This window comes from Streptomyces sp. SID11385 (assembly GCF_010548245.1).
Lineage (GTDB): Bacteria > Actinomycetota > Actinomycetes > Streptomycetales > Streptomycetaceae > Streptomyces.
Genome location: NZ_JAAGLR010000557.1, coordinates 1 through 425 on the forward strand (window position 1 = coordinate 1; position 425 = coordinate 425).

Below are 425 nucleotides of genomic sequence, written 5' to 3' on the forward strand. Positions count from 1 at the left end.
CGCGGCCCCTCGCCCCCGCGCTGCGGGCCGGGGCCGCCGGGGCGCTGCCCGCCGACGAGGAGGGGGCGGCCGGGGCGGTGATCACCGCCGCCGGGGTCGGGGAGGTCCCGTACACGCCCGTACGGCCCGGCGGGGTCGTGGAGGTGCGGCAGGAGACGACGCGGCAGGGGACGGTGGAGGCGGTGCGGTTCCGGGGCGGGGCCGGGGAGTGAGCGCCGATCGTGACAGCTTGTGGTCTTTTGCGATCTCTCCGTGCGCCTTTTACGTTGATTCGTGACCGTATGCGGTCACTCGTCGCACTTCAAGGAGTCTCTCCATGCCGTACCGGATGCCGCACCGGGTTCCGTACCGGAAACCCGCCGCGCTCGCCCTCCTCGCCGCCACCGCCACCCTCCTCGCCCCCGCCGCGGCGGCCCGCGCCGACG

1 pseudogene is annotated in these 425 nt (G+C 75.5%); it reads left to right on the top strand.

Going from position 1 to position 425, the window contains the following annotated elements:
- Window positions 1–212, top strand: a pseudogene (locus tag G3I42_RS16800) (ATP-dependent DNA ligase); the annotation flags it as partial.
- Between the last annotated feature and the right edge of the window lie 213 nt (window positions 213–425).